This window comes from Burkholderia sp. AU27893 (genome assembly GCF_002223205.1).
Taxonomy (GTDB): Bacteria; Pseudomonadota; Gammaproteobacteria; order Burkholderiales; family Burkholderiaceae; genus Burkholderia.
On record NZ_NKFD01000002.1, the window covers coordinates 697046 to 720532 of the forward strand.

Below are 23487 nucleotides of genomic sequence, written 5' to 3' on the forward strand. Positions count from 1 at the left end.
CGACACATACGCCGCCTCGCCACGACTCCCCATGAACGACGATCAACTCCTTCGCTACTCCCGTCACATCCTCGTCGACGAAATCGGCATCGAGGCGCAGCAGCGCTTTCTCGACGCGCATGCGATCGTCGTCGGCGCGGGGGGGCTCGGCTCGCCCGCCGCGATGTACCTCGCGGCATCGGGCGTCGGCACGATCACGCTCGTCGACGCCGATACGGTCGATCTCACGAACCTGCAGCGGCAGATCCTGCACGTGACGGCGTCGGTCGGCCGCCACAAGGTCGAATCGGGGCGCGACACGCTCGCGCAGCTGAACCCCGAGGTGACGGTGCACGCGGTCGCGGAGCGTGTCGACGATGCATGGCTCGACGCGCACGTGCCGCATGCGAGCGTCGTGCTCGACTGCACCGACAACTTCGCGACGCGGCATGCGATCAACCGCGCGTGCGTCGCGCATGGCGTGCCGCTCGTATCGGGCGCCGCGCTGCGCTTCGACGGGCAGATCAGCACGTTCGATTTCCGCGACCCGGCCGCGCCCTGCTATGCGTGCGTGTTTCCGGAAGACCAGCCGTTCGAGGAAGTCGCGTGCGCGACGATGGGCGTGTTCGCGCCGACGGTCGGGATCATCGGCGCGATGCAGGCCGCCGAGGCGCTGCGCGTGATCGGCGACATCGGCAAGACGCTCAACGGGCGGCTGATGATGCTCGATTCGCTGCGGATGGAATGGACGACGATGAAAATCGCGCGTCAGGCCGACTGCCCCGTGTGCGGGGGCCGGCACTGACGCGCGACGGGCATGCACCGGGCGGCGCATGCGTGGTGACACTTCGCTACGATTAACGGGGACGCCAGCGCCTCAGGCAGCCGCATCCGCGCGCGGCTCCGCGACCGACAGACGCTGCAGCGCGGCCTGCACTTCCTCCGGCTCGAACGCGGCGAGCACGTCGGCCGTCGGCTTTTCGAGCGCCTTCAGGTGCGCGCGCAGGATCTCCTGCTTCACGACCAGCAACTGGCTTGGGTGCATCGAGAACTCGGTGAGCCCCATCCCGAGCAACAGGCGCGTGAGCGCCGGGTCCCCCGCCATTTCCCCGCACACCGACACGGACACGCCCGCGCGCTTCGCTTCGCGCAACGTATAGGCGATCAGGTGCAGCACGGCCGGATGCAATGGGTCGTACAGGTGCGCGACCGCGTTGTCCGCGCGGTCGATCGCGAGCGTGTACTGGATCAGGTCGTTCGTGCCGATCGACAGGAAATCGAACCGCTTCAGGAACAGCGGCAGCGCGATCGCCGCGGCCGGAATCTCGATCATCGCGCCGATGCGCACGTTCGGGTCGTACGCGAGCCCCGCGTCGTCGAGCTGGCGCTTCGCCTCGCGGATCAGGTCGAGCGTCTGGTCGATCTCCTGCGCGTGCGCGAGCATCGGGATCAGGATCTTCACCTGGCCGAACGCGGACGCGCGCAGGATCGCGCGCAACTGCGTGAGGAACATCTGCGGCTCGGACAGGCTCCAGCGGATCGCGCGCAGGCCGAGCGCGGGGTTCGGCGCCGTCTCGTAGCCTTCGTCGAGCGCCTCGAGCGGCTTGTCCGCGCCGACGTCGATCGTGCGGATCGTCACCGGCATGCCCTTCATCCACTCGACGGCCCGCTTGTACGCGGCGAACTGCTCCTCCTCTTCCGGCATCTCCTTCTGATGCATGAACAGGAACTCGGAACGGAACAGCCCGACGCCGACCGCGCCGGCCTCGACGGCCGCCTTCGCGTCGTCGGGCAGCTCGATGTTCGCGTACAGATCGATCTTGGTGCCGCACAACGTTTGCGTCGGCGAGAACTTCAGGCGCTGCAGCTTGCGTTGCTCCAGCAGCTTCTCGGACTGCCGGTACGAATACTCCTCGAGGACGATCGGCGCGGGATCGACGATCACGATGCCCTGGTCGCCGTCGACGATGATCAGGTCGTCCTGGCGGATCAGCGCGCTCGCGTGCTGCACGCCGACCGCGGCCGGAATGCCGAGGCTGCGCGCGACGATCGCCGTGTGCGACGTGCGCCCGCCGAGATCGGTGACGAACGCCTGGAACGACTGCGACTTGAACTGCATCATGTCGGCCGGCGCGATGTCGTGCGCGACGACGATCATCTCGTTCGTGCCGTTCTTGGCCGCGCGGTCGAGCGCCTGCGACGCGGACGGCGCGCCGGCGAGCGCCTTCAGCACGCGCTCGACCACCTGCTCGATGTCGGCCTTGCGTTCGCGCAGGTATTCGTCCTCGATATCGTCGAAGTGGCGCGTGAGCAGCTCGAGCTGCTCGGTCAGCGCCCACTCGACGTTGTAGCGGCGCGTGCGGATCAGGTCGATGGTTTCCTGCACGAGCATTTCGTCGCTCAGGATCATCGCGTGGACGTCGATGAATGCGCCGACTTCGCTCGGCGTGTCGTCGGTCAGGTCGGCGCGCAGCGCTTCGAGTTCGTGATGCACGACCTCGAGCGCGGTGCGGAAGCGCTCGACCTCCGCATCGATCTGGTTTGCCTCGACCAGGTAATGGGCGACGTCGAGCGCCGCCGGCGCGATCAGATACGCTCGCCCGATCGCGATACCACGTGAGACGGGAATGCCATGCAGCGTGAAGGACACGCGCACCTCCTCTGTACAAGTAAAGCCGCGGCACACTGCTGCGATGCGCTTATGACCCCGGTTAGCGATTATAAATTCCGCGACTCCCCGCTGACTGCATGCACCGCAGCATTGCGCATTCCGCATCAATGCTTGCGACGAAAAAAATGCCGCGGAATCCGCGGCATTCTGGCTGGAAACGGCAACGATCCCGCGTGAGGATCACTGGCCTTCGCCGAACTTGTCGGCGATCAGCTTCAGCAGCGCGTCCATCGCTTCCTGCTCGTCGGCCCCGTCGGTCTCGATCGTCACGGTGCTGCCGATGCCGGCCGCCAGCATCATCACGCCCATGATGCTCTTCGCATTGATCTTGCGCCCGTTGCGCGTCATCCAGACTTCCGACTGGAAGTTGCCGGCCAGTTGCGTAAGCTTGGCCGATGCGCGCGCATGGAGCCCCAATTTGTTGACGATGGTGGTTTCTTGTTGAAGCATGATTCTCGGTCGGGTCGGTCGGGGCCGCCGGCGGCGCGCGTCGGCGGTGCGGTCTAAAACGGAAAACGGGAAATCAGTGCGACTCGGTGCGCGGCTGCGGCTCGGGCGGAATCGGCGCGCACTGGCCGCAGCCGGTTTCCGTCGGCGGCGGCGGCGTACCGGACGACACCTCGTGGACGCCCTTCGCGCCGCCGGACAGCGCCTTGTCGACCAGCTTGTCGAGCGGCACGGTGCGGTAGCAGACGGCCCGCACGAGCATCGGCAGGTTCACGCCCGCGAGCACGCGCACGTTGTCGATCTTGGCCAGCTGGCCGGCGATGTTCGCGGGCGTCGCGCCGTACATGTCGGTCAGGACGACCACGCCGTTCTCTTCCTTGAGCCGCGCGAGCTCCGCGTGCGCGAACGCCATCACCTGGGTCGGATCGCTGTCCGCCATCACGTCGATACAGCCGATGCGGGCGGGCACGCCGCCATAGATGTGCGCGATGCAGTCCCGCAGCGCGGTGGCGAGCGGGGCGTGCGCGATGATCAGGATCCCGGCCATGTCAGATCGCTCCCGGCCGCCCCTGGCGGGCCAACACCCCGCGGCGGGGCAATGAGCGTAGCGAGTGAGGGAAACGTTCCATGTTCAGCCTTGCAACAGTTTCGGCCCGACCGCCGGGCCTTGGGTGCGCGAGCGCGGCACCAGACAAGCGGGCATTGTAGCAGGCCGGTCGAACTGCTCCGGCGACGGGGGACCTGCGCGGCCGCCGCCGGGGTTGCGCGGGAAAGCGGCCTACGCGGCCGCACGCTCCAGCGCGTCGATGAACATCGCGGCGACGTCGAAGCCCGTCTGCTCCATGATCTCGCGGAAGCACGTCGGGCTCGTGACGTTCACCTCGGTCAGCCAGTCGCCGATCGCGTCGAGGCCGACCAGCAGCAACCCGCGTGCCGCGAGCACGGGTCCAAGCGTGTCGGCGATCTCGCGATCGCGCGCGGTCAGCGGCTGCGCAACGCCGAGGCCGCCCGCCGCGAGATTGCCGCGCACCTCGCTGCCCTGCGGAATCCGGGCGAGCGAAAACGGCACCGGCTCGCCACCGATCAGCAGGATGCGCTTGTCGCCCGCCTTGATCTCGGGGATGAATTTCTGCGCCATCACCGAGCGCGTGCCGTCGTGGCTCAGCATCTCGATGATCGAACCGAGGTTCATGCCATCCGGCTTCACGCGGAACACGCCCATCCCGCCCATCCCGTCGAGCGGTTTCAGGATCACGTCGCCGTGCTCGGCGTGGAATGCGCGCAGCCGTTTCGCGTCGCGCGTGACGAGCGTCGGCGCGACGAACTGCGGAAACTCGCCGATCGCGAGCTTCTCCGAATGGTCGCGGATCGACTGCGCCTTGTTGAACACGCGTGCGCCGGCGCGCTCGGCCAGCTCCAGCAGCCAGGTCGACGTCACGTATTCCATGTCGAACGGCGGATCCTTGCGCATCAGCACCGCGCCGAACGATTCGAGGCGGCGCGCGTCGACCGGCCCGGCCTCGTACCACGTCTCGCGATGCAGGTCGTCCGGGTCGCCGACGAACGTGATGCGGCGCACGTCGGCCTCGACGGCCGAGCCCGTCCACGCGAGCTGGTTCGGCTCGCACGCGTACACCGCATGCCCGCGCCGCGCCGCCTCGGCCATCATCGCGTAGGTCGAATCCTTGTAGATCTTGAAGCGCTCGAGCGGGTCGGCGATAAAGAGAATGTCCATGAGGTCCTGTACGTGGCGAAGGTCCGTTACACCTGGATGGCTTCGGGATCGGTCTTTTCCAGTTCGATCGACGACGCGATCAGCGACAGCCGCGCGACGACGCCGTACATGTAGAAACGGTTCGGCGGCGCGGCACCCGGCTTCGCGCCCGCATCCGGCAACGCGGTGTGCTCGAAGCCGAGCGGCACGTAGTGCATGCCGGGCGCGTTCAGGTTCTGGTCGCGCTCGCGGCCGGCGTGCGTGCGGTAGAAGCCGCCGACCACGTAGCGGTCGATCATGTACACGACGGGCTCCGCGACTTCGTCGCCGACGCGCTCGAACGTATAGACGCCTTCCTGCACGATCACGTCGCGCACCGCGAGGCCGGCCTTCGACTCGGCCATCTGCGCGCGCTCGGCCTTCGACATCCGGCCGATCTCGGCCGCGTCGTGCACGGTCATCACGCCGCGCCCCGCCGTGCCCGCGTCCGCCTTCACGACGACGTACGGCTTCTCGCTGATCCCGTATTCGCGGTACTTGCGCGCGATCTTCTTCAGCACGCCGTCGATCGCGTCGGCGAGCGCCTGTTCGCCTTCATGCGCCTGCCAGTCGACGCCTTCCACGTGCGCGAAATACGGATTCACCATCCACGGATCGACGCCGACCATCTTCGCGAACTTCTTCGCGACGTCGTCGTAGCACGAGAAGTGCGTCGACTTGCGGCGCACGGCCCAGCCCGCGTGCAGCGGCGGCAGCAGGTACTGCTCGTGCAGGTTTTCCAGCACGGCCGGAATGCCGGCCGACAGGTCGTTGTTCAGCAGGATCGAGCACGGATCGAAATTCTTCAGGCCGAGGCGGCGCTGCGAACGCTCGAGCGGTTCGAGCACGATCTTCTGGCCGTCGGCCAGCGTGATCGGCGTCATGTCGGTGATGCTCGGGTCGAGCGAACCGAAGCGCACGTTCAGGCCGGCCTGGCGCATGATCGTCGCGAGCCGTGCGACGTTCTCGAGGTAGAACGCGTTGCGGGTCGGCAGCTCGGGAATCACGAGCAGGTTCTTCGCGTCCGGGCAGATCTTCTCGATCGCGGCCATCGCCGCCTGCACGGCGAGCGGCAGCACTTCGGACGGCAGATTGTTGAATGCGCCGGGAAACAGGTTCGCGTCGACGGGCGCCAGCTTGAAGCCGGCATTGCGCAGGTCCACCGAACAATAGAACGGCGGGGTATGTTCCTGCCATTCGAGCCTGAACCAGCGTTCGATCGCAGGCGTCGCGTCGAGGATCTTCTGCTCGAGTTCGAGCAGCGGACCGTTCAACGCCGTAACGAGGTGGGGAACCATGAATCACTCGCGAGCGGGAGAATGAAGATTGTAGAGCAATTGCCCTGCCCATTTGGGGATTGTTCCCGGCTTCGCAAGGGTTTGGAGGAAGTTTTCGGCTATTGACCCGATAGTGCAAAGGGTTATGCGCTACGGCAGTGGGTGGCAGGAGAAAAAAAGCCCGCCGGGTGAGGCGGGCCCAAGTCGCTGCGCTCATTCATGGCGGGCGCCGTCGTCGCGGCGGCCCGCCGGTCATTCCTGTGACTTATTCGACGTGCTCGCCGTGCAGGACCACGTCGAGGCCTTCGCGCTCTTCTTCTTCCGACACGCGCAGGCCGATCGTCAGGTCGATCAGCTTCAGCAGCACGAAGCTCAGCACGCCGCTGTAGACCAGCGTGATCAGCACGCCCTTGGCCTGCAGCAGCAGGCTGCCGTCGGCGCCGCCGATGTCCTTGATCGCGAACACGCCCGTCAGCAACGCGCCGAGAATCCCGCCAATGCCGTGCACGCCGAATGCGTCGAGCGAATCGTCGTAGCCGAGCTTCGACTTGAGCCACGTCGCCGACCAGAAGCACACGACACCTGCGGCGATACCGATCACGAGGGCACCCGTCACGCCGACGAAGCCGGCCGCCGGCGTGATCGCGACGAGACCCGCGACCGCACCCGACACGATGCCGAGCACCGACGGCTTGCCGTGCGAGATCCACTCGGCGAACATCCAGCCGAGCGCCGCGCAGGCCGTCGCGACTTGCGTCGTCAGCATCGCGAAGCCGGCACGGCCGTCGGCCGCCACCGCCGAACCCGCGTTGAAGCCGAACCAGCCGACCCACAGCATCGAGCCGCCGATCATCGTCAGCACGAGGTTGTGCGGCGCCATCGATTCACGGCCGAAGCCGATCCGCTTGCCGAGCATCAGGCACGACACGAGGCCCGCGATACCGGCGTTGATGTGCACGACGGTGCCGCCCGCGAAGTCGAGCACGCCGTCCGACGACAGCCAGCCGGTCGGCTCCCACACCATGTGCGCGATCGGCACATAGACGATCAGCGACCAGAGCGTCATGAACACGAGCATCGCCGAGAACTTCATCCGGTCGGCGAATGCGCCGCAGATCAGCGCCGGCGTGATGATCGCGAACGTCATCTGGTAGACGAAGTAGACCGATTCCGGAATCGTCGGGGCCAGGTGGCTGACGGTCAGCGTCGTCGCCTTGTCGCCGTGGATGTAGTTCATCCCGTGCAGGAACGCACGCGACAGGCCGCCGATGAAGCCGTTGCCCGGCGTGAACGCGAGGCTGTAGCCGACCACCGTCCACAGCACCGTGATCACCGCGGTGATCGCGAAGCTCTGCATTACGGTCGCGAGCACGTTCTTCTTGCGGACCATGCCGGCGTAGAACAGCGCGAGGCCGGGAATCGTCATGAACAGCACGAGCGCGGTGGACGTCAGCATCCATGCGGTGTCGCCCGCATTGATCTTCGACGAATCAACCGAGAACGGGGCGGTCGGCGCGGCGGGAGCGGCCGGTGCCGAAGCGGCGGCAGCAGCCGACGCGTCGGTGGCGCCCGAGGCCGGCGCAGCAGCGGCGGCCGTGGCGGATGCGTCGGTGGCAGCCGGCGCCGAGGCGGCCGGAGCGGCGGCAGCCGACGCGTCGGAAGCCGTGGCGGCGGGCGCGGACGCAGCCGCGGCGGACGCCGCGTCGTCGGCGAGCGCGGGGCCGACGCCGGCCGCGATCAGCGAGCCGGCCATCAGCAGGGACATCAGAAGTTTGCGCATCTTGGGTTTCCTCTTCTCGCTTGTCTTGTCTGTTCTGTTACAGCGCGTCAGCGCCCGTCTCCCCGGTGCGAATCCGGATCACCTGTTCGATCGCCGTGACGAAGATCTTGCCGTCGCCGATCTTGCCGGTGCGCGCGGCCCGCTCGATCGCCTCGACCGCCTGGTCGACGAGATCGTCGGACACGGCTGCCTCGATCTTCATCTTCGGCAGGAAATCGACCACGTATTCGGCACCGCGGTACAGCTCGGTGTGCCCCTTCTGCCGCCCGAACCCTTTCACCTCCGTCACCGTGATGCCCGAGACGCCGAGCGCCGACAGCGCTTCGCGCGTCTCATCGAGCTTGAACGGCTTGATGATTGCGGTAATGAGTTTCATGAAGTCCTCTCGCTGGGTTGTCCCGTCGAATTGGTTGGAATGTTGTTACGGACTCTTCTCAGCAACTCGCATGCCAAGTCGGTTCGAGCACCGTTTCAAAGGGCTTCATCAAGGGGTCGCATCGCGTGATGTAAGGTGCGGAGGCCCGGCCGAATGGCCAACGTGGCCCGGTTTGCTGGCGCGGCGAAAGGATCGTTGCTAGAGTGCACGCACGTCCCGGATCGCCGGGCCATTCACCCATGCGGGCGCCATGCCCGGAATTCGCGCTCCGGGCGCACCATTTCCGGTCATGCGTGCATCATGGGCACGTACGCAACTGAAGATGCACATTTTTTGTGCAAGGAAGGGGAATCACATGAAGCAACCCAGCGACGTTTTCAACGATCTGCAGTCGCGCGTCAGCGATCTGCTGAAAAACTCGCCGGCCAAGGACGTCGAGCGCAACGTGAAGGCCATGCTGTCGCAAGGCTTCTCGAAACTCGATCTCGTCACGCGCGAGGAATTCGACACGCAGGCGCAAGTACTCGCCCGCACCCGCGTGCGCCTCGAGGAACTCGAGAAACGCGTCGCGGAACTCGAGCAGAAGCTCGCCGCGCCGCAAGCCTGACGCCCTGACCGGCCGCAAGGCCCGGGCGCGGGCCGCCTCGTGCGGCCCGCGCCCGCCGCCTCAAGCACTGAAGCACTGAAGCACTGAAGCACTGAAGCACTGAAGCACTGAAGCACTGAAGCACTGAAGCACTGAAGTCACCGTACCGCTCTTCGTCGTCCGTCGTTCCCCGCAGCACCCCCGCTCTTCGCTGTTCATCGCTCTTCGCAGTCCGTCGTTCCGCTGTGCCTCGTTCTTTCCCGCGCCACGCCGGCAAGCGCGCACCGATTCCTCCGATTCCCGCGGCATGCGGCCTCGAACGGCCGTCGTCCGTCTTGCTTACAGGAGCCTCGCCATGTCGCTCGCCGTGGTGCGCAGTCGCGCGCCCGCCTCCGGCCGTGCGCCGGACGTCACCGTCGAAGTCCATCTCGCCAACGGGCTGCCGTCGTTCTCGATCGTCGGCCTGCCCGATCTCGAAGTCCGCGAAAGCCGCGAGCGAGTGCGCGCCGCGCTGCAGAACTGCGGCTTCGAGTTCCCCGTGCGCCGCATCACCGTCAACCTCGCGCCGGCCGACCTGCCGAAGGAGTCGGGACGGTTCGACCTGCCGATCGCGCTCGGCATCCTCGCCGCGAACGGCCAGATCCCGGCCGACGCGCTGGCCGGCCGCGAATTCGCGGGTGAACTGTCGCTGACGGGCGCGCTGCGGCCGATGCGCGGCGCGTTCGCGATGGCGTGTGGCGTGGCGCGGGATGCGCAGTCAGCGGAAAGTAGCGCGGCTTCCGGCCTGGGTTCCGGCATCGGTGGCCAAGGGGCCGGCCCGGAGCCGCGCTCCGCCGCCGCGTCGAACGCCCCCGAGCTGTACCTGCCGCTCGCCAGCGCCGCCGAGGCCGCGCTCGTGCCGGGCGTCACCGTGTTCGGCGCGCCGGACCTGCCCGCGCTGTGCGCGCACCTCACCGGCGCACCCGACGGGCGGCTCGCGCCGGTCGCCGCGCCGTGCCTCGACGGCCTGCCGACGCCGGCCGCCCCCGATCTCGCCGACGTGGTCGGCCAGCGCGGCGCCCGCCGCGCGCTGGAAGTCGCGGCCGCGGGCGGCCATCACATGCTGATGGTCGGGCCGCCGGGGGCCGGCAAGTCGATGCTGGCCGCGCGGCTGCCGGGCCTCCTGCCGCCGCTGACCGACGACGAGGCGCTGACGTCGGCGGCGCTCCTTTCCGCGAGCCGCCTCGGCTTCTCGCCCGCGCAGTGGCGCCGGCGGCCGTTCCGTGCACCGCATCACTCGTCGAGCGCCGCCGCGCTGGTCGGCGGCCGCAATCCGCCGCAACCGGGCGAGATCACGCTCGCGCACCTCGGCGTGCTGTTCCTCGATGAACTCCCGGAATTCGACCGGCACGTGCTCGAGATGCTGCGCGAACCGCTGGAGGCCGGCCGCATCACGATCTCGCGCGCGGCCCAGCAAGCCGACTTCCCGGCCGCTTGCCAGCTGATTGCCGCGATGAATCCGTGCCCGTGCGGCTGGCACGGCGATCCGTCGGGGCGCTGCCGCTGCTCGCCGGACGTCGCCGCGCGCTACCTGCGCAAGCTGTCGGGGCCGCTCGTCGACCGCATCGACATCCAGATCGACCTGCCCGCGCTGTCGCCGGCCGAGCTGGCGACGCGCGCGTCGGCGCCCGGCGAGCCGAGTGCGGCGGTCGCTGCGCGGGTTGCGCACGCTCGTGCGCTGCAGCTCGATCGGCAGGGCAAGACGAACCACATGCTGAGCGGCCGCGAGACCGACGACCTGTGCCGGCCGACCGACGAAGGCGAACGGCTGCTGCGCGAGGCCGGCGAGCGCTTCGGCTGGTCGGCGCGCGCGTATTTCCGCGTGCTGAAGGTTGCGCGCACGATCGCCGACCTGGCCGGCGACCCGCTGCCGACGGCCGCGCAGATCGCCGAAGCGATCCGCTACCGGCGCGCACTGACGGCGCTCTGAACGCCCTCGGAGGACAAAATCCGGCTGTCAAGACTTGACTTATGCACAATTCCGCGAAACCGGCCCCGGATTGGGGCTCGTCGAGACCTTTGCAGCACGGAATCCGTATCCCGTTGTTTTGATTGACTTTTATCAAAACGCGAGCGAGCGACCAAACGAGCCGGAAGGCCGTCCCGCGCGGCTTGGCGGGAATCCCGGGCGACTTTTCAACAAAGTTATCCACATGCGTTGTGGATAGCCGAAAAAACCTCGCAAAATCCGGCGACTAGCGTCGAAAGCTGCGAATGAACTTTCAGTTGTCACAGCGTGTCTGAGCGCCCTCTCCGACCATCGTCAGTCGAGTTTGAACGACCCGAAAAACTGGTCGAGCTGCTCCTGTGCGAGCTTGCCGTCGGCAATCACGACGGCCTGGTACGCGTGCCGGCCGCGCGCGACGAGTCGCGCAATGATCGTCTTGTGCGCGCGATCGCCGCCGGCGGCCGCGCCGGCGATGCGCAGCTCGAGCCCGTTCACCGCGCCGCCGGCCGCAAGCGGCACGGGCACCGAAGCCGTCTGCGGCGCGCCTTCGAGATTGCGGGACAACCCGGCACGCAGGAACTCGAGCGCCGCGCGGCGCGTGTCGTCGCGGTCGTCCGGCAGCGTCAGCGTGCCGACCGCGAACACCGCGCCGTCGACGTGCGCGGCCTGCATCCGCATCGGCATTGACGCGCCGCCGATCGCCACCGGTTGCTCCTCGACGGTCGGCTTCGCCGGCAGGTCGATCGTGTAGCCGGCGTCGTTGTGCAGCGTGCGCCAGTCGTACGACGGCGAGCACGCGGCCAGCGCCGCGCTCACGCACGCGAGCGCGGCGAAGTGTCGCAGCGGACGAAAAAGGGGGCGCAACGAAACGGTGACTTCCTTCGGCATGGCGTGGATCGGGCAGGCAAAACGCGCATTATCCGCCAACGTGAAATCCGGGATGTGCGGCCGCCGCCGGTGCGCAAGCCGCATTCGCGCTAAAATGAGCGTCGAATTTCGATGTCCTTTGCATTGATCCGCGTCATCGACCGACTCCGAGAGCACCAGATGAACACCACGCCTCCCGTCCGGCGCAGCGCCGGCCCCGTCCGCTACATCGTCGCCGCCGCCGTCGTCGCGGCGATCGCCGTCGCCGGCTTCTTCGCGTTCAACGGCAAGTCCAGCGTGCCGGACGCCACGTTCACGCTGCTGTCGGGCCAGAAAGTCTCGACGGCAGGCGACCTGAAAGGCAAGGTCTATCTCGTGAACTTCTGGGCGACGAGCTGCGCCACCTGCATGCAGGAAATGCCGCAGATGGTCGATACCTACAATCGCTTCAAGGGCCAGGGTCTGGAATTCGTCGCGGTCGCGATGAACTACGATCCGCCGATGTACGTCGCGAACTACGCGCAGACGCGCCAGCTGCCGTTCAAGGTCGCGCTCGACGACGGCAGTGTCGCGAAGCAGTTCGGCAACGTGCAACTCACGCCGACGACCTTCGTCGTCGACAAGGACGGCAAGATCCTGAAGCGCTACGTCGGCGCACCGCAGTTCGCGGAACTCGACGCGCTGCTCAAGAAGGCACTCGACGGCAACGCGGCCTGAGCGCCGCCCGATCCGGCTGCAAGGGCCGCGCACCGCGCCCTTCCCCGCACCACGGACCGCACGACCGGGCAACCCGGTTCCGCGGTCCGTTTGCTTTTCAGCGCTCGGTTTCGCCTTTCGCCGACAGTCCGTAGCGCTTCATCTTCTCGTACAGCGTCGCCTTGCCGACGTGCAGCCGGTCGGCCGTCGCGGCGACCGCGCCGCCCGTCTGGTTCAGCGCCTCGGCGATCACCGCACGCTCGAATTGCTCGATGCGCTCCTTCAGCGTCTGCTCGCTGTCGGCGTCGTCGCCGCTCGCGCCCGTCTCCTGCGGCATGTCGGCCACGCCGAGCACGAAGCGGTCGGCCGCGTTGCGCAGCTCGCGCACGTTGCCGGGCCAGTCGCGCTGCATCAGGCTCGCGCGCTGCCGGTCGGTCAGCACCGGCGCGGGCCGCGCGTAGCGCACGGCCGCGTCGAGCATGAAGTGCTCGAACAGCGGCACGATGTCCTCGCGGCGCTCGGCCAGCGGCGGCAGCGCGATCGTCACGACGTTGAGGCGGTACAGCAGGTCGCGCCGGAACGTGCCGGCCGCGACGAGCTCGCTCATGTCGCCCTTCGCGGCCGCCACCACGCGGCAGTTCACGCGGATCGGCTGGTTCGAGCCGAGCCGCTCCAGCACGCCGTCCTGCAGTACGCGCAGCAGCTTCACCTGCAGCGCGAGCGGCATGCTTTCGATTTCGTCGAGGAACAGCGTGCCGCCCGACGCATATTCGAGCTTGCCGACGCGGCGCTTCGCGGCGCCGGTGAACGCGCCGGGCTCGTAGCCGAACATCTCCGATTCGAACATCGGCTCAGGCAGCGCGCCGCAATTCACCGCGATGAACGGCTTGTCGCGGCGCGGCGACAGCTCGTGCAGGCTGCGCGCGATCAACTCCTTGCCGGCGCCGGTGTCGCCGTTGATCAGCACCGACGCGTCGGTAGGCGCGACGTTCGCGATCAGCTTGCGCACCTGCTCGATTGCCGGGCTGCGGCCGATGATGCGCGGCGCGACGACGTTCTGCCCGGCCAGCTCGCGCCGCAGCGCGTGGTTCTCGAGCACGAGCTCGCGGCGCTCGAGCGCGCGGCGCACCGTCTCGATCAGGCGCTCGGCCGCGAACGGTTTTTCGATGAAGTCGTATGCGCCGTCGCGCATCGCCTGCACGGCCATCGAGATGTCGCCGTGCCCCGTGACGAGGATCACGGGCACGTCGGGCACGCGCTCGCGGCACTGCGCGAGCACGTCGAGCCCGCTCGCGCCGGGCAGCCGGATGTCGCTGACGATCGCGCCGGCGTTGTCCGCGACGATCGCCTTCTCGGCCGCTTCGGCCGACTCGAAGCCGGCGACGTCGAACCCCGCCAGCTGAAGGCTCTGCACGCTGGCCCGGCGAACGAGCGCATCGTCTTCGATATAGATCACTTGCAGCCGGTTGGCCATCGTACTCACTTGCTCCTGACGGGCCGCGCGGCGGCAGCGCGCGCGGCGTCGTTGATACCGATCGTGCGCCGATCGGGCGGGCGGCGTGGCGCGCCTAGCGCGAGCCCGCCGGCTCGGACACGGAGTCCGGATGATGCGTGCGGGCGCGCCGCAGCGTCAAGACGAACAGCGCTCCGCCCGACGGCGAGTTGCGCGCTGTGAGCGCACCGCCCGCATCGCTCGCGATCGACGACGAGATCGCGAGGCCGAGGCCGAGCCCGCGCCCCATTTCCTTGGTCGTGAAGAACGGCTCGAACAGGCGCGGCAGCAGGTCGGGGGCAATACCGCTTCCGTTGTCGCGCACCTCGACGGCGAGCGTGGCCGCCGACACCGCGATCGTCACCTCGATCGCCGGCGCCGCGACGCCGGCCACCGCGTCGAGCGCGTTGCCGAGCAGGTTGATCAGTACCTGTTCGAGGCGCAGATCCTCGCAACGGGCGACGAGCTCGGGATAGTCGCGCGCCAGGTCGAGCGGCGCATCCTGCGCGGGCGACACGGTCGCGTCCTGCAGCGTCAGCGTGAGCGCGACGCCGCTCAGGCGCTCGCCAAGCAGCGACAGCACGCTGCGCAGCGCACGCACGACGAGCGCCTGCTCGTTGCGCGGCTTCGCGCGGCCGACGAACAGCTTCAGCTGGTTCGTGATCTTGCCCATCCGCTCGGTGAGCGCGGCGATCGCCTCGAGGTTCTCGCGCGCGGCCGCCTGCTCGCCGCGATCGAGCAGCACGCGCGTGTTGTCCGAGAAACTGCGCAGCGCCGCGAGCGGCTGGTTCAGTTCGTGCGTGATGCCGGCCGCCATCTGGCCGAGCGCGGCGAGCTTGCTCGCCTGGATCAGTTCGTCGTGCGCGGCGCGCAGCTCCTGCTCCGCGCGGATCCGGTCGCCGACTTCCTTCTGCAACTGCTCGTTCGCTTCCGACAGGTCGGCCGTGCGCTCCTCGACGCGCCGGTTCAGCTCCGCATACGCCTGCTGCAGCAGCGCGCGGCCGCGGATCATTTCACGCACGCGCGCGCGGCGCATCCGCCAGTAGAACGCGAGCAGCGCGACCGACACGAAGCCGAAACCGGTGACGATCGTCGCGTTGCGCGCATCGGCATCGACGGGCGCGATCGGCGCGAGCGTGACGAGCAGCCAGTCGGGCTCGCCGATCCGGCGCTTGCTCGCGAGGAATCGCGGCGCGCGCAAGCCCGGGCCTACGCCGGCCGCACCGAGGCGCACGATCTCCGCATCGGGGCCGAGCACCTGCTCGATGCGCAGCGGCAGCGGCGTGACGGGCTGCTGCGCGTACTGGCGCGTCTCGTAGATCGACGCGGCGACGGAGCCCGTCAGCGGCCGCAGCGTGTGGTACTTCCACGCGGGCACCGACGACAGGAACACGACGCCGTGGTCGTCCACGACGACGAGCGGCTCGGATGCATCGGCGCCCTGGAACCATTCGAGGTTGAGCTTCACGACGACCACGCCCGCGATCTTGCCGTCGCGCCACACGGGCTGCGAGATGTAGTAGCCGGGATCGCGCGAGATCGTGCCGATCCCGAAGAAGCGGCCGACCTGGCCGTTCATCGCATCGAGGAAATACGGGCGGAAGCGGTATTCGATCCCGACGAAGCTGTCGGGCGCGCGCCAGTTGCTGGCGGCGACACACAGGCCGTCCGCGCCGATCACGTAGGTGACGGTCGCGTGCGCGTGTTCGTTGAGGTCTTCGAGATAGCGATTGACGCGCCCTGTGTAGTCGGCGCGCGTCGGCTCGGCGAGCAGGTCCTGCACGTACGGATGGCTGCCGAGCAGATAGGGCAGCGACTCGTAGCGGTCGAGCGTGCTCTTGAGCGCGTTGGTGGTGCGGTCGACGCGCACCGCGGCATTGCGCTGCAACTCGGCGACACCGCGCCGCCAGGTGATCGTCCACGTCAGCGTGCACGCCGCGGCGAGCGCGGCGGCAAGCACGACGAGAATGAGCAGACGACGCGTCACGGTCGAGGCTTCCTGGCGATGCGGATCGCCTATTGTGTCATAGGCCTCCGCCCTTCCGCCTCGAGCGCCACGGCTCGCGCCGCCGGCGGGCGGTGCCGCCGCCTGCTCCTTCATGACGTCAGACGCCGGCCGTCTCGGTCGGCGTCACTTCGCCGCCGCCCTTCAGCGCCTGGCGCAGCTTGTTGCGGTCGAGCTCCTTCTCCCAGGCCGACACGACGACCGTCGCGACGCCGTTGCCGACGATGTTGGTCAGCGCACGGCATTCGCTCATGAAGCGGTCGATGCCGAGGATCAGCACCATGCCCGACAGCGGGATCGTCGGCACGACGGCCAGCGTCGCGGCGAGCGTGATGAAGCCCGCGCCCGTGACGCCGCTCGCGCCCTTCGACGTCAGCATCGCGACGGCCAGCAGCGTGAGCTGCTGCATCCACGTCAGTTCGATGTTGGTCGCCTGCGCGATGAACAGCACGGCCATCGTCATGTAGATGTTGGTGCCGTCGAGGTTGAACGAATAGCCGGTCGGCACGACGAGGCCGACGACCGAACGCGAGCAGCCGGCCTTCTCGAGCTTTTCCATCAGCTGCGGCAGCGCGGCTTCCGACGAGCTCGTGCCGAGCACGATCAGCAGCTCTTCCTTGATGTAGGACACGAAGCGGATGATCGAGAAGCCGGTGAAGCGCGCGATCGTGCCGAGCACGACGAGCACGAACACCACCGACGTCAGGTAGAAGGTGCCGATCAGCTTGAGCAGCGGCACCAGCGAGCCGACGCCGTACTTGCCGATCGTGAACGCCATCGCGCCGAACGCGCCGATCGGCGCCAGCTTCGTGACGATGTGCACGATGCCGAACAGCACGCGCGTGAGCCCGTCGATGAAGTCGGTGACGACCTTGCCGCGCTCGCCGAGGTGCGCGAGCACGCTGCCGAACAGCAACGCGATCAACAGGATCTGCAGGATCTCGCCTTGCGCGAACGCATCGACCATCGTGTTCGGGATGATGTGCATCAGGAAGTCGACCGTCGACTGCCCGTGCGCCTTCGCCGCATACGACGCCACGGCCTTGCCGTCGAGCGTCGCCGGATCGATGTTGAAGCCGACGCCCGGACGCAGGATGTGCGTGGCCGCCAGGCCGAGCACCAGCGCGAAGGTCGACACGATCTCGAAGTACAGCAGCGCCTTGCCGCCGACGCGGCCGACCTTCTTCATGTCCTCCATGCCGGCGATGCCGGTGACGACCGTACAGAAGATGATCGGGCCGATCACCATCTTGATCAGCTTGATGAAGCCGTCGCCGAGCGGCTTCATGTCGGTGGCGATCGACGGATAGAAGTGGCCGAGGATCACGCCGACGATGATGGCGAAGATCACCTGCACATAGAGCACTTTGTAGAAGGGTTTCTTCTTCACGATGGTTCCTGCAGAAGTAGATGAGCCGATGGAAACGGCGTCACGCGCGCGGACGAATGTCACAGGGGAGATTCATTCGCCCGCGCGGCTGCCGTGCCGCAACAAGCGATGCCTCAGGACATCCGGAGGGGGAGGAAGGCAGTGGTCATCGATTGTCTCCTTGCTTGCTGTAGTAGTTCGGCCGGGGGGATGGCCGTGCGCTTTATATTGCAAGGTCGATGCCAGGTTCCTGAAACCCGTCAAGCCTTTGTATTCATTGTATTTCTCATAATGCGGCAGGCAAGGAAATCCGGGATTCCGGATTTCCGGAAAATATCCGTCCGGCGATCCGGACGGATGCATTCATTCATCAGATGAATCAGTGCTGCACGGCGCGGCCGGCCAGCACGCCCGTCTGCGCGTAGAACTCCTGCTGCGCGAACGCGTCGCGCTCGCGCCGCGCGCGCTCGCCGCGATCCGCGAGCGAGCCCGCAACGATCCCGATGAACGCGAGCGGCACCGACACGAGCGCCGGGTTGTCGAGGAACACCGGCGCGTGCGCATGGTGCAGCACGTCGACCCACACCGACTTCGACAGCACCGTGAGCGCGACCGCCGACACGAGGCCGAGGCCGCCGCCGAGCACCGCGCCGCGCGTCGTCATCCCGCGCCAGAAGATCGACATCGCGAGCACCGGGAAATTGGCGCTCGCGGCGACCGCCGCGACGAGGCCGACCATGAACGCGACGTTCACGTGCTCGAACAGGATCGACAGCCCGATCGCGACCGCCGACAGCGCGATCGTCGCCGCGCGCGAGATGCGCATCTCGACGCGCTCGTCGGGCTTGCCGCGCGCCCACATCTGCGCATACAGGTCGTGCGAGATCGTCGTTGCGCCGGCGAGCGTGAGGCCCGCGACCACCGCGAGGATCGTCGCGAACGTGACGGCCGCGATGAAGCCGTAGAACCAGTTCCCGCCGACCGCCTGCGCCAGCTTCACCGCGACCATGTTCGAGCCGCCGAGCAGATCGTGCGTCAGGTTGAACGTGCCGTTCGCGCCGAGCTTGAAGAACTCCGGATGCTGCGCGAGCAGCACGATCGCCGAGAAGCCGATCACGAAGGTCAGCAAATAGAAATAGCCGATGAAGCCGGTCGCATAGAGCACCGACTTGCGCGCCTCCTTCGCGTTCGGCACCGTGAAGAAGCGCATCAGGATGTGCGGGAAGCCGGCCGTGCCGAACATCAGCGCGATGCCGAGCGACAGCGCGTTGGCCGGATCGCGGATCAGCTTGCCGGGGCCCATGATCGACAGCGCGCCCGGATGCACGGCCACCGCGCGGCGGAACATCTCGTCGATGCTGAAGCCGAATTCGCTGAGCGCGAGCACGACGAGCAGCGTCGCGCCGCACAGCAGCAGCACGGCCTTGATCACCTGCACCCAGGTGGTGGCCGTCATCCCGCCGAAGAACACGTAGACCACCATCAGCACGCCGACGATCAGCTCGGCCGTGCCGTACGACAACCCGAACAGCAGCTGGATCAGCTTGCCCGCGCCGACCATCTGCACGACGAGGTACAGCACGACGATGGTCAGCGAATTCGCGGACGTCAGCAGCCGAATCGGCCGCTGCGCGAAGCGGTACGCGACGACGTCGACGAACGTGAACTTGCCGAGGTTGCGCAAGGGTTCCGCGATCAGGAACATCACGAACGGCCAGCCGACCAGAAAGCCGATCGAGTAGATGAGCCCGTCGAAGCCGAACATGAACACCATCCCCGACAGCCCGAGGAACGACGCGGCCGACATGTAGTCGCCCGCGATCGCGAGCCCGTTCTGCAGCCCGGTGATGCCGCCGCCGGCCGTGTAGAAGTCGCGTGTCGAGCGCGTGCGGCGCGCGGCCCAGCGCGTGAGCGCGAGCGTCGCGAACACGAACGCGAAGAACATCCCGATCGCGACCGGGTTCAGTTCGACCTTGTCGGGCATCGGGCCCGCGACCGATACCGCGTGCGCGGCGGAGGAAACGAGAACGGCAGGCGCGCCGAGCGCCATCGAGAGTCGTCGCATGTCGGCCTCCGTCACGAACGCTGCAGGATCGCGTCGACGCGGCGGTCGAACGCACGGTTCGCGCGCAGCACGTAGCACGCGGTCAGGCTGATCGCGACCAGGATGATCGCGACGCCGGCGGCGATGCCGACCGTCATCGTCGCACCGCGGTACAGCGGCGCGGCGAGCACGTGCGGCGCGAGCGCGACGAGCAGGATGAAGCCGTAGTACGTGGCGATCATCAGCGCCGTCAGCGTGAAGCTGAAGCGGCGCCGCGCCCGCACGAGTTGCTGGTAGTCACGGCGCGCCGTGACCGATTCGATGACGGAAAGCTCCATGGTGTCTCCTGTCGACCAGAGTTGGCGCTTCAGCGCTTACTCTGGTCCCATGCTTCGCGGGCGACCGGAGTTGGCGCTTTAGCGCCTACTCCAGTCCCCGCAGGGCAACCGCCTCGTCATTGCGAGGGGTGTCTTGTGGAATGGCCGGCGCGCGTCCACTGCTCCGCCCGCGCCGCGGCGGCAACCGATGAAACGCGTTACACGACGCGATCCGCCCGCAACCGCGCGACGTCCTCCGCCGACATCCCGAGCCAGCCGCCGAGCACCGCCTCCGTATCGGCACCGAGCACCGGCGGCGCACCGCGCACCGGCAACCGCGCGCCATCGAACCGGTACGGCGGCGCCAGCACGTCGACGCCGCCCGCGACCGGGTGCGGCTGCCGCGTGACGAGCCCCGCGCGCGTCGCGCGTTCCGACGTCAGCGCCTCGTGCAGCCCGAGCACTTCGCCGCACGGAATGCCCGCCTCGGCGAGCGCCGCGAGCAACGTCGCGCGCGACCGGCGGGCGAGTTCACGACCAATCTCCGGCAGCAGCTCAGCGCGGTTTTCCGAGCGGCCGAGGTTGGTCTTGTAACGCGTGTCGGCTGCGAGGTCGGGCCGTTCGATCACCGCGCAGAAGCGCGCGAACTGCGCGTTGTTGCCGACCGTGATCACGAGCGGGCCGTCGGCCGCGTCGAACACGCCGTACGGCACGACCGACGGATGCGCGTTGCCGTAGCGCGGCGGGTCCTCGCCCATCAGCAGCGCGTCGAGCCCGTAGTACGCGGTGATCATCAGCCCGCAGTCGAACAGCGCCATTTCGATGCGCCGCCCGCGCCCCGTCGCATGGCGCTCATACAGCGCGGCGAGAATCGCCTGCGCCGAATACATGCCGGTGAACAGGTCGACCGCCGCGACGCCGAACTTCAGCGGCGGCTGGCCGGCCTCGCCGTTCAGCGCCATCAGCCCGGCCTCGCCCTGCACGACGAGGTCGTAGCCGGGCCGCGCGGCCTCGGCGCCCGAGCGATCGTAGCCGGAGATCGCGCAGTGCACGACGCGCGGATTCAACTCGGCCAGCGCGTCGTAGCCGAGCCCGAGCTTTTCCGCACCGCCGAACTTGAAGTTGTGGAGCACCACGTCGGCCTGCGCGGCCAGCTCGCGTGCGAGCCGGCGCCCGTCTTCAGTCTGCAGGTCGAGACAAATCGAGCGCTTGCTGCGGTTCACGCTGTTGAAGTAGGTCGTCTCGGTGTCGCCGATCCTCAGGCCCCAGTCGCGCGTGTCGTCGCCGCGCGCCGGATGCTCGACCTTGATCACTTCCGCGCCGAAATCGGCGAGCACCATCGCGCACCACGGGCCCGCGAGCACGCGCGAGAAATCGAGCACCTTCACGCCGGCCAGCGGCAATGCGCGCGATTCGTTCGTCATCCTTGTCTCCTCCATTCGCGTCGTTCGTTTTTACTGTTTCGACAGCGCGATGTAGCGCGCGAGGTGATGATCCTCGTCGCCGAGCTGGTGATCGATCATCACGAGGCGCTTCGCGTAATGCGACAGCGGCAGCTCCCACGTCATCCCGATCCCGCCGTGCAGCTGGATGCTCTCCTCGGCGACGAGCGTGCCGATCCGGCCGATCGTGTACTTCGCCGCCGCGAGCGCGCGTTCGCGCACCGCGCGCGGCGCATCGAGCTGCGCGGCCGCGTTGATCACGGCCGAGCGCGCCTGCTCGACCTCGAGCAGCAGGTCGGCCATCCGGTGCTGCAGCGCCTGGAAGCTGCCGATCGGCAAGCCGAACTGCTTGCGCGTGCGCAGGTAGTCGAGCGTGTATTCCTTCGCGACGTCCATCGCGCCGAGCGCCTCCGCCGACAGCGCGAGCAATCCGTAGCCGAGCACGCGTTCGAGCAGTTCGACGCCCGCTTCACCTTCGTGCGCGCCGAGCGCGGCATCGGCCGGCAGCACGACGCGTTCGAAGCGCACCTCGGCCGCGCGGCCGCCGTCGATCTTCCGGTAGTCGCGCAGCGATACGCCCGGCGCATCGGCCGGCACGACGAACAGGCCGATGCCGGCCGCATCGTCGTCATGACCCGACACGCGCGCGCTGACGACGAAGAACGCCGCGTGCGCGGCCTGGTCGACGACGCCCTTCGCGCCCGTCAGCACCCAGCCGTCGCCCGAGCGTTCGGCACGCGTGCGCACGGTCGTCAGTTCGTAGTGCGAGCCCGGCTCGTCATGCGCGAACGCGGCGCTCACGCTGCCGTCGATCAGCGCGGCCAGCCGGTCGCGATGCGCTGCGCCGCCGGCGAGCGACAGCGCTCGGCCCGCGAGCAGCGCGCCGAGGAACGGCTCGACGACGAGCCCGCGCCCGAGGCATTCGAACACCACGGCGATGTCGAAGCCCGCGCCGCCGAACCCGCCGTCGGCTTCGGCAAACAGCGCGCCGACCGTGCCGAGTTCGGCAAGGCGCCGCCACATCGTGCGATCGAACCCCTCGGCCGACTGCGCGATGCGATCGCGCACCGGGAACGCGTATTGTTCGGCGATGAAGCGGTTCAACGTATCCGCCAGCATCCGGCGGTCTTCTGTGTGCTGGAAATCCATCGTCGCGTCCCTCGTTACAGCCCGAGCATCATCTTCGCGATGATGTTCTTCTGGATCTCGTTCGAGCCGCCGAAGATCGACAGCTTCCGGTTGTTGAAATACTGCTGCGCGGCGCTCGCGGCGTCGTCCGGGCCGACCGGCTCGCCGTCGTAATCGGCATCGAGCGCTTCCTCGACGAACGGCTGCGCGTACGGCCCCATCGCGCGCCGCATCAGCGCGGTGATCTCCTGGCGGATCTGCGTGCCGCGGATCTTGAGCATCGAGCTTTCCGCTCCGGGCGCGCCGCCGCCCGCGACCGCGGCCAGCACGCGCAGGTTGGTCGTGCGCATGTTCTCGAGTTCGATCTCGACCCGCGCGACGCGCGCCGCGAAAAACGGATCGTCCGCGAGCGGCCGGCCGTTCTTCGTGACCTTCGCGGCCACCGCGCGCAACCGGTCGAGCGCGGCCGTCGAGAAGCCGATTCCCGCGATGTTGGTGCGTTCGTACGTGAGCAGGTATTTCGCGTAAGTCCAGCCGCGGTTCTCTTCGCCGACGAGGTTGGCCGCCGGCACGCGCACGTCGGTGAAGAACACCTCGTTCACTTCGTGCTCGCCGTCGAGCGTGACGATCGGGCGCACCTCGACGCCCGGCGTGTTCATGTCGATCAGCAGGAAGCTGATGCCTTCCTGCTTGCGCACGTCGGTCGCGGTGCGCACGAGGCAGAAGATCATGTTCGCGTAGTGGCCGAGCGTGGTCCACGTCTTCTGGCCGTTCACGAGATAGTGCTCGCCCTGCGCGTCGATGCCGCGCACCGCGCTCGTCTTCACCGCCGCGAGATCGGAACCGGCGCCCGGCTCCGAGTAGCCCTGGCACCACCAGTCGGTGCCGTCGAGGATGCGCGGCAGCCAGTGGCGCTGCTGCGCGTCGTTGCCGTACTTGATCAGCACGGGGCCGAGCATGTTCACGCCGAACGGCACGATGCGCGGCGCACCCGCGAGCGCGCATTCGTTGTCGAACAGGAACTTCTGCGCGACGCTCCAGCCGGGGCCGCCGTATTCGCGCGGCCAGTGGCTCGCGAGCCAGCCGCGCGCGTTGAGGATCGCGTGCCATTCGCGCATGTCGTCGCGCGTGAGATGCAGGCCGCCCTTCACCTTGCGCGCGATGCGCGCGGGCAGTTCGGCTTGCAGGAAGCGCTGCACTTCCGTGCGGAAAGCTTCCTCTTCGGGAGTGAAATTGAGGTCCATCGTGGGTCCGTGGCGAATGCGGTGGGC

20 protein-coding genes are annotated in these 23487 nt (G+C 67.9%); 4 read left to right on the forward strand and 16 right to left on the reverse strand.

The genetic code is table 11. The features are described 5' to 3' along the window. Positions 1-31: 31 nt before the first annotated feature. Complete coding sequence (locus tag CFB47_RS16400) at positions 32-784, forward strand: molybdopterin-synthase adenylyltransferase MoeB (protein ID WP_089456979.1); 753 nt, start codon at positions 32-34, stop codon at positions 782-784. A 72-nt stretch (positions 785-856) separates the two neighbouring features. On the opposite strand, the gene ptsP is transcribed toward CFB47_RS16400, so the two are convergent. From ptsP to CFB47_RS16435, 7 genes are all read right to left on the reverse strand, one after another. Then, positions 857-2629, reverse strand: coding sequence for a phosphoenolpyruvate--protein phosphotransferase (gene ptsP, locus CFB47_RS16405; RefSeq protein ID WP_089441332.1), 1773 nt, complete (start codon positions 2627-2629; stop codon positions 857-859). 201 nt (positions 2630-2830) lie between these two features. After that, on the reverse strand, positions 2831-3100 hold the full coding sequence (locus CFB47_RS16410) for an HPr family phosphocarrier protein (RefSeq protein ID WP_089441083.1): 270 nt from the start codon (positions 3098-3100) through the stop codon (positions 2831-2833). A gap of 73 nt (positions 3101-3173) precedes the next feature. After that, positions 3174-3644 (reverse strand): PTS sugar transporter subunit IIA, encoded by a 471-nt coding sequence (locus CFB47_RS16415; RefSeq protein ID WP_089426398.1) that lies wholly within the window; start codon positions 3642-3644, stop codon positions 3174-3176. A gap of 231 nt (positions 3645-3875) precedes the next feature. Next, positions 3876-4832, reverse strand: coding sequence for a glutathione synthase (gene gshB, locus CFB47_RS16420; RefSeq protein WP_089456980.1), 957 nt, complete (start codon positions 4830-4832; stop codon positions 3876-3878). A gap of 26 nt (positions 4833-4858) precedes the next feature. After that, on the reverse strand, positions 4859-6148 hold the full coding sequence (gene gshA, locus CFB47_RS16425) for a glutamate--cysteine ligase (RefSeq protein ID WP_011353295.1): 1290 nt from the start codon (positions 6146-6148) through the stop codon (positions 4859-4861). A gap of 244 nt (positions 6149-6392) precedes the next feature. Continuing rightward, entirely contained in the window at positions 6393-7907 is a 1515-nt protein-coding gene (locus tag CFB47_RS16430; RefSeq protein WP_089456981.1) for an ammonium transporter, read from the reverse strand. Between the two features lie 37 nt (positions 7908-7944). Beyond that, positions 7945-8283: a P-II family nitrogen regulator gene (locus tag CFB47_RS16435; protein WP_027789049.1), complete on the reverse strand. Its 339-nt coding sequence runs from the start codon at positions 8281-8283 to the stop codon at positions 7945-7947. 355 nt (positions 8284-8638) lie between these two features. On the opposite strand from CFB47_RS16435, the gene CFB47_RS16440 reads away from it, so the two are divergent. Together CFB47_RS16440 and CFB47_RS16445 are read left to right on the forward strand one after the other, a co-directional pair. Next, positions 8639-8890, forward strand: a complete 252-nt coding sequence (locus CFB47_RS16440) for an accessory factor UbiK family protein (RefSeq protein WP_006489451.1) — start codon at positions 8639-8641, stop codon at positions 8888-8890. A gap of 334 nt (positions 8891-9224) precedes the next feature. Beyond that, the gene (locus CFB47_RS16445) at positions 9225-10838 is read left to right on the forward strand and encodes a YifB family Mg chelatase-like AAA ATPase (RefSeq protein WP_089461680.1); all 1614 of its coding nucleotides are present in this window, start codon (positions 9225-9227) and stop codon (positions 10836-10838) included. Between the two features lie 333 nt (positions 10839-11171). Here the strand turns inward: CFB47_RS16445 and CFB47_RS16450 are convergent, their stop codons facing one another. Continuing rightward, a complete protein-coding gene (locus CFB47_RS16450) occupies positions 11172-11744 on the reverse strand; it encodes a hypothetical protein (protein ID WP_089461829.1) in 573 nt (190 codons plus the stop codon). Between the two features lie 159 nt (positions 11745-11903). Here CFB47_RS16450 and CFB47_RS16455 point away from each other — a divergent pair, with 159 nt between their 5' ends. Next, a complete protein-coding gene (locus tag CFB47_RS16455) occupies positions 11904-12440 on the forward strand; it encodes a peroxiredoxin (protein WP_089426404.1) in 537 nt (178 codons plus the stop codon). A 97-nt stretch (positions 12441-12537) separates the two neighbouring features. On the opposite strand, the gene CFB47_RS16460 is transcribed toward CFB47_RS16455, so the two are convergent. The 8 genes from CFB47_RS16460 to CFB47_RS16495 form a co-directional block, all read right to left on the reverse strand. After that, entirely contained in the window at positions 12538-13893 is a 1356-nt protein-coding gene (locus CFB47_RS16460) for a sigma-54 dependent transcriptional regulator (RefSeq protein WP_089426405.1), read from the reverse strand. 94 nt (positions 13894-13987) lie between these two features. Then, positions 13988-16012: an ATP-binding protein gene (locus CFB47_RS16465; protein ID WP_089461681.1), complete on the reverse strand. Its 2025-nt coding sequence runs from the start codon at positions 16010-16012 to the stop codon at positions 13988-13990. Between the two features lie 4 nt (positions 16013-16016). Continuing rightward, positions 16017-17306, reverse strand: coding sequence for a dicarboxylate/amino acid:cation symporter (locus CFB47_RS16470; RefSeq protein WP_039346259.1), 1290 nt, complete (start codon positions 17304-17306; stop codon positions 16017-16019). 358 nt (positions 17307-17664) lie between these two features. Then, positions 17665-19350: a cation acetate symporter gene (locus CFB47_RS16475; RefSeq protein ID WP_089461830.1), complete on the reverse strand. Its 1686-nt coding sequence runs from the start codon at positions 19348-19350 to the stop codon at positions 17665-17667. 11 nt (positions 19351-19361) lie between these two features. After that, positions 19362-19667 carry a DUF485 domain-containing protein gene (locus CFB47_RS16480; protein ID WP_039346261.1) on the reverse strand — a complete coding sequence of 102 codons (306 nt, stop codon included), beginning with the start codon at positions 19665-19667 and terminating at the stop codon, positions 19362-19364. Positions 19668-19864: 197 nt separating this feature from the next. After that, complete coding sequence (locus CFB47_RS16485; RefSeq protein WP_089461682.1) at positions 19865-21070, reverse strand: CaiB/BaiF CoA-transferase family protein; 1206 nt, start codon at positions 21068-21070, stop codon at positions 19865-19867. 30 nt (positions 21071-21100) lie between these two features. After that, positions 21101-22237 (reverse strand): acyl-CoA dehydrogenase family protein, encoded by a 1137-nt coding sequence (locus tag CFB47_RS16490; protein WP_089461683.1) that lies wholly within the window; start codon positions 22235-22237, stop codon positions 21101-21103. 14 nt (positions 22238-22251) lie between these two features. Then, positions 22252-23460 carry an acyl-CoA dehydrogenase family protein gene (locus CFB47_RS16495; protein WP_089461684.1) on the reverse strand — a complete coding sequence of 403 codons (1209 nt, stop codon included), beginning with the start codon at positions 23458-23460 and terminating at the stop codon, positions 22252-22254. Between the last annotated feature and the right edge of the window lie 27 nt (positions 23461-23487).

What these genes read in the sequence shown, in the direction of transcription:
- CFB47_RS16400 (WP_089456979.1), top strand. Translation starts at nt 32, where the DNA reads ATGAACGACGATCAACTCCTTCGCTACTCCCGTCACATCCTCGTCGAC.
- CFB47_RS16410 (WP_089441083.1), bottom strand. Translation starts at nt 3,100, where the DNA reads ATGCTTCAACAAGAAACCACCATCGTCAACAAATTGGGGCTCCATGCG.
- CFB47_RS16415 (WP_089426398.1), bottom strand. Translation starts at nt 3,644, where the DNA reads ATGGCCGGGATCCTGATCATCGCGCACGCCCCGCTCGCCACCGCGCTG.
- gshB (WP_089456980.1), bottom strand. Translation starts at nt 4,832, where the DNA reads ATGGACATTCTCTTTATCGCCGACCCGCTCGAGCGCTTCAAGATCTAC.
- gshA (WP_011353295.1), bottom strand. Translation starts at nt 6,148, where the DNA reads ATGGTTCCCCACCTCGTTACGGCGTTGAACGGTCCGCTGCTCGAACTC.
- CFB47_RS16430 (WP_089456981.1), bottom strand. Translation starts at nt 7,907, where the DNA reads ATGCGCAAACTTCTGATGTCCCTGCTGATGGCCGGCTCGCTGATCGCG.
- CFB47_RS16435 (WP_027789049.1), bottom strand. Translation starts at nt 8,283, where the DNA reads ATGAAACTCATTACCGCAATCATCAAGCCGTTCAAGCTCGATGAGACG.
- CFB47_RS16440 (WP_006489451.1), top strand. Translation starts at nt 8,639, where the DNA reads ATGAAGCAACCCAGCGACGTTTTCAACGATCTGCAGTCGCGCGTCAGC.
- CFB47_RS16445 (WP_089461680.1), top strand. Translation starts at nt 9,225, where the DNA reads ATGTCGCTCGCCGTGGTGCGCAGTCGCGCGCCCGCCTCCGGCCGTGCG.
- CFB47_RS16450 (WP_089461829.1), bottom strand. Translation starts at nt 11,744, where the DNA reads ATGCCGAAGGAAGTCACCGTTTCGTTGCGCCCCCTTTTTCGTCCGCTG.
- CFB47_RS16455 (WP_089426404.1), top strand. Translation starts at nt 11,904, where the DNA reads ATGAACACCACGCCTCCCGTCCGGCGCAGCGCCGGCCCCGTCCGCTAC.
- CFB47_RS16460 (WP_089426405.1), bottom strand. Translation starts at nt 13,893, where the DNA reads ATGGCCAACCGGCTGCAAGTGATCTATATCGAAGACGATGCGCTCGTT.
- CFB47_RS16465 (WP_089461681.1), bottom strand. Translation starts at nt 16,012, where the DNA reads ATGAAGGAGCAGGCGGCGGCACCGCCCGCCGGCGGCGCGAGCCGTGGC.
- CFB47_RS16475 (WP_089461830.1), bottom strand. Translation starts at nt 19,350, where the DNA reads ATGCGACGACTCTCGATGGCGCTCGGCGCGCCTGCCGTTCTCGTTTCC.
- CFB47_RS16480 (WP_039346261.1), bottom strand. Translation starts at nt 19,667, where the DNA reads ATGGAGCTTTCCGTCATCGAATCGGTCACGGCGCGCCGTGACTACCAG.
- CFB47_RS16485 (WP_089461682.1), bottom strand. Translation starts at nt 21,070, where the DNA reads ATGACGAACGAATCGCGCGCATTGCCGCTGGCCGGCGTGAAGGTGCTC.
- CFB47_RS16490 (WP_089461683.1), bottom strand. Translation starts at nt 22,237, where the DNA reads ATGGATTTCCAGCACACAGAAGACCGCCGGATGCTGGCGGATACGTTG.
- CFB47_RS16495 (WP_089461684.1), bottom strand. Translation starts at nt 23,460, where the DNA reads ATGGACCTCAATTTCACTCCCGAAGAGGAAGCTTTCCGCACGGAAGTG.